This window comes from Flavobacterium sp. (assembly GCF_046317795.1).
Taxonomy (GTDB): domain Bacteria; phylum Bacteroidota; class Bacteroidia; order Flavobacteriales; family Flavobacteriaceae; genus Flavobacterium.
Genome location: NZ_JBKCVI010000178.1, coordinates 1 through 4,348, shown reverse-complemented (window position 1 = coordinate 4,348; position 4,348 = coordinate 1). Strand labels below are relative to the sequence as shown.

Annotated in this window: 2 protein-coding genes; both read right to left on the bottom strand. The window is 36.6% G+C overall.

Features of this window, described 5'->3' with window-relative positions:
• Window positions 1–611 precede the first annotated feature (611 nt).
• A complete protein-coding gene (locus ACK5ON_RS10615) occupies window positions 612–2,489 on the bottom strand; it encodes a PQQ-binding-like beta-propeller repeat protein (protein WP_409822280.1) in 1,878 nt (625 codons plus the stop codon).
• Between the two features lie 483 nt (window positions 2,490–2,972).
• The gene (locus tag ACK5ON_RS10610) at window positions 2,973–4,148 is read right to left on the bottom strand and encodes a DUF1624 domain-containing protein (RefSeq protein ID WP_409822278.1); all 1,176 of its coding nucleotides are present in this window, start codon (window positions 4,146–4,148) and stop codon (window positions 2,973–2,975) included.
• Window positions 4,149–4,348 lie beyond the last annotated feature (200 nt).

Here is a 4,348-nt window from a genome sequence, read left to right as displayed (position 1 = left end):
CCGCATTGCAAATGCTACGTTCTTTGTTCTAATTTAAGTAGGTACTCGTCACAGACGAGCACCAGTTGGGGTTAGTGCACTTCGATACTTCCTTCGTCAGTACAGGCGGAGCTCAGTGTGGCATTAGGGTTACTAATTGGTAATGAAAAAAGATTGAGGAACTGTTAACTAATTTAATGCTAATCCAATAAACCATTGTCAGTGTGACAGCATTATATAAATGCAATTAGAAAGATAATGTCAGTCTGAGCTTGTCGAAGACCTTTTGTTACAGCAATATGTTAGAGGTAATTAGTAGCACTTCTTCAAGCCCATTCTGGTGCTCCTCTATGACGAGTACCTACTTACCTTTATTTGACAAATAAAGCGTTTGCAATGCGGGTCTTAAAACATTTTATCAAATATAGTATTTCTGAGAAAACAATGATATCAAAAAGGAAGCTTCATTATTACTATTGATATATTAAACCGCATTGCAAATACTACATTCTTTGTTCAAATTTAAGAAAGCACTCATCACAGACAAACACCAGTTGGGGCTATTTGATTGATGATGAATTCATGAAAAGCTTTTTACCACTGATTCCAAAAATCGGATATACAAATAATAACTAATACGTTATTGATTTCAATACGCCTTTATCGTTAAGGTAGTATACAATACGGGAAATATCGTCTAGAAGGTATTTAGGGTCGTTATCCTTTCCAAAGTTGATTTCGCTCACTTTAGCTCCTGTTTCTTTGGATATTCCAAATAAGCCGTAATCCTTACTTTCGAGTTTACCTAAAACAAACTGTACCGTATTGCCCGATGCTGTGGCTTTGAAACGAGTTCGCATTTTTTCCATATCGCTGGCGGCGGCAGAAAGACGCACATTGGCTCCATTGTTTGCAAACTGACCGATGGCATCACAAAACTGCCGTTCTTTGTACGTTTTAGACGCAGATGAAGCCTTTTTGGCCTGCGCTTCAAGTTCGGCATAACGCATAGCGTCCATCGTAAGCAATACTGCTGACGTTGCATATTTTGCCTTTTTCCAACCAGAAATTCCAGGTGCAGGAATGTGTGTTTTGTATAGTTCTTTCCCTTCAAAACTATATGCAGCAACGGTTTGTGATGATGATAAAACAACTTTATCATTAAGAATTCCGATTCGCTCAGGTGTTTCTTTTTGATCAAAATCAATTTTACTCGCACTCAATGCAATTTGCGATTGCTTGTTTAAATCGGTCTTATACAAGATATCGTCAGCCGGATTAAACGTAAATGACAGATCACCTGTACGCACATTAATAATAGGCTGTTCGGGTTTTGATGAAATGTTTTTTGTTAAAAGCGATTTGCCGTTTTCCATGCTCACAAAATCTTCCTCTAAATTGGTGCGTACATAGACAGCTGAGCCAAGTAGTTGCATTTCTTGTACTAAGCCATTTACTTTATAAGCATTTTCGAAAAGGTATACTCCTTTATCGATATCAACAATATTGATCAAACTCTTTCCATTTCCTGCGTCCATGCTAATAAGTAGGCCTTTGTCGCAATAGCTATAATTTGTAACGGTGCCTTTCAGTTTAACCCGCTCGGGCCATATTTCTTTCCCGGTTTTGTAATCATACATGACCATAGTTGGTTTAAAAATGGTATTATTTGGATCTATGGCGCTTGCAACAATCAACCCGAATGGATCATAAATTACCCGATCGGGCAGGCCTCGTTGCTTTGCAGGTTCAGCCCAGATTGTCTGACCATTACTGATGTTGTAGGCCATCACACTCTGACCGCGCATGTATATAAACTTGTCTTTTTCCAGAATTGAAGTAGCTAGTTTTGTTGCTGTTAGTGTTGCTGACTGCGCGCCCTTGAGCTTGGGTAATTCAGCCTTCCATTGTTGCTTTCCATCTTGCGGTGAAAAACAATAAATAGAGCCACCACTCATCCCGCCAACAGTAGGAATAATGAAATTCCCCTCTTCGTTTTCAATAGGAGCACCATCGATTACCTCTGCAAAAATCCCCTTGCCAAACAAATTACTTTGCTCCCAGCGGATGGTTCCAGTTGCAATATCAACAAGGAAAAATACCGACTCTTTCCCGCGAATCCCTTGGAATATAAAATCTCCTGTGCTACCAAGTAAATACTGCTTGCCGATACTAATACCCTCCTTTTTTGAATCAAAAAGCACCTTGCCATCCGTAAGTTTGAAAATCAATTTCGATTCTAGTCGTCCCTCCATGCGGCTAATCATCCCGAATGGTGTATTTGGTATTACCTGAAATTCTTCCTCTAGTACCGAAACAACATTTGGAATGGTATAAAGCAATTGGCCATTGCTTTCATTAATGCCTACGATACCATCGTTGGTGGCAAGAATTAAATTACCGGTAGGGGTAATCTGGTACCAACTAATCGTTTTCTTTAAATCTGCCTCCCACTGACTAAAGCTAGGAAGAGTGAATAATGTGAATAAAATCAGAATCGTTTTTCTCATTGTAAATTTTTTGGGCCTACTCTTTAGAGGTTTTTCGGGATACACCTTTATTAATTTAAATGTGGAAAAAATTGATGCGCAAACACATGAATTTTAACGGAGAAAAAAGTATCAAATTTCATGCCAATTCAAATAAAGATATCCCTTGGAGTTAAATCAATGCTGCGGTGAGAACTTACAAAGGCTTTTAATTGATTTTAACAAACAATTATTGATCTTGATATTTCTGTCTCTTTATTTATTGAATAAATTCCAAAAACGATTCTGGAAAAATTGTTCGAACATCCCAATACTCCCGATCAAATTCTGCTCGAGGCTAACGTTCCCGCGGCTACACGACTGTTGCGAACTTCGTAAACGTTTATTTTCCGTTAAAGATAATATTTCTTGCGAAACGTGAGCGTGAAGTTATCACAAAATTCGCAATAGCGTTTAACCGCTGTTATCGGCTGCCCTTTTGTCTATTAGTAATTTATGCTTTATTTATAAATAACTTAGCCACCATTTTTCTTTATGGGATTGTTTATAATTATCGAATTTTTTACACAAAGGATACAACAAAAGAATAACTATAATCCAAACAACATAAACTGTAATCAAATTAAAACCATATCCTTTCAAAGCTTCTACTCTAGTAATAAATGTAGGCATCGATACCATAATTTTCCAACCAAACCCTGTAAACTCTGCTGCAATAACTGCCATTAAATGTATCAAATAAAGGTGTAGAATGTAATAGAAAAATGGTACTCGTCCAAATACACAAAAGAAATTGACGAAGTTACCTTTTAGTTTTTCGGCATTGGCTAAAAAGAGTAACGTTCCGCCTAATGTTACTAATAAATATAATAACGATGGTGGATATTTACTGATATTTAAAATTGACATTAACGTTTTGGAAACATCGCCATAGTTTGTCCATTGTAATGGATCGCCATACGTATTGAATGCAATGAGAATAAAGAAAAGTGCTATACTAGCAATTCCTAAACCGTTTAATAGTTGCTTTCTTTTTTGAGCGTCAAACGAACTGTCATAAAGCGAACCAAAACAATATCCCAACGACATCACACCAATCCAAGGCAATAATGAATAGGCAAAAATAACGGTATGTCCTTCTGTAAATTCAAATTTTTGACGCTCATGTAGTATCGCCCATAAATAGCTTCCGTCAAAATGAATGTTGTCTAATAAGTTATGACCAAAAATAATCAGAAGACTAAATACCAAAATCATTTTTTTGGGAAAGTGAATTAATCCTGCTAAAACTATCATACTAATTCCTAATGACCAAATGGTTTGTAAACCAATATGGGTGAAGTTTAAATCGAATTTCCATGCAAAATTGATAATGATTATTTCGACAAAAACCAACCAAAGTCCGCGTTTAAATAAGAAACTTGACAATTCCGCTGGCGATTTTCTTTTGCCAATCATGAAAGCCGAAGTTCCTGCGAGGAAACTAAAAGCAGGTGCACAAAAATGTGTTATAAATCGGGTAATAAAAATAGGCCAAGTGGTTTGCTCAGGATCAGTCGCATCAAAAAAGAAAGCCGAATAATGGAAATAATCTCTTACGTGGTCAAGTGCCATTATTACCATTACCAAACCTTTTAAAAGGTCGATAGATTGTATTCTAGGTTTTGTGAGTGTTGTCATAATTAAGCATATGTGAGTTTTTTATCTTTTTAGAAATTGTGTTAGATTTTCGATTCTGCGATAGGATTGCCGATAAGGTCAGACTGTGAAAAAAAACTCCCACAATCCAAAAACAAATATAAAAAAACGCTTGTACGAATAACATATTTTTCTTATTTTTAACCATGCAACATCCCGACGCTTCGGGACAAGGAATATCC

What these genes read in the sequence shown, in the direction of transcription:
- ACK5ON_RS10615 (WP_409822280.1), bottom strand. Translation starts at nt 2,489, where the DNA reads ATGAGAAAAACGATTCTGATTTTATTCACATTATTCACTCTTCCTAGC.
- ACK5ON_RS10610 (WP_409822278.1), bottom strand. Translation starts at nt 4,148, where the DNA reads ATGACAACACTCACAAAACCTAGAATACAATCTATCGACCTTTTAAAA.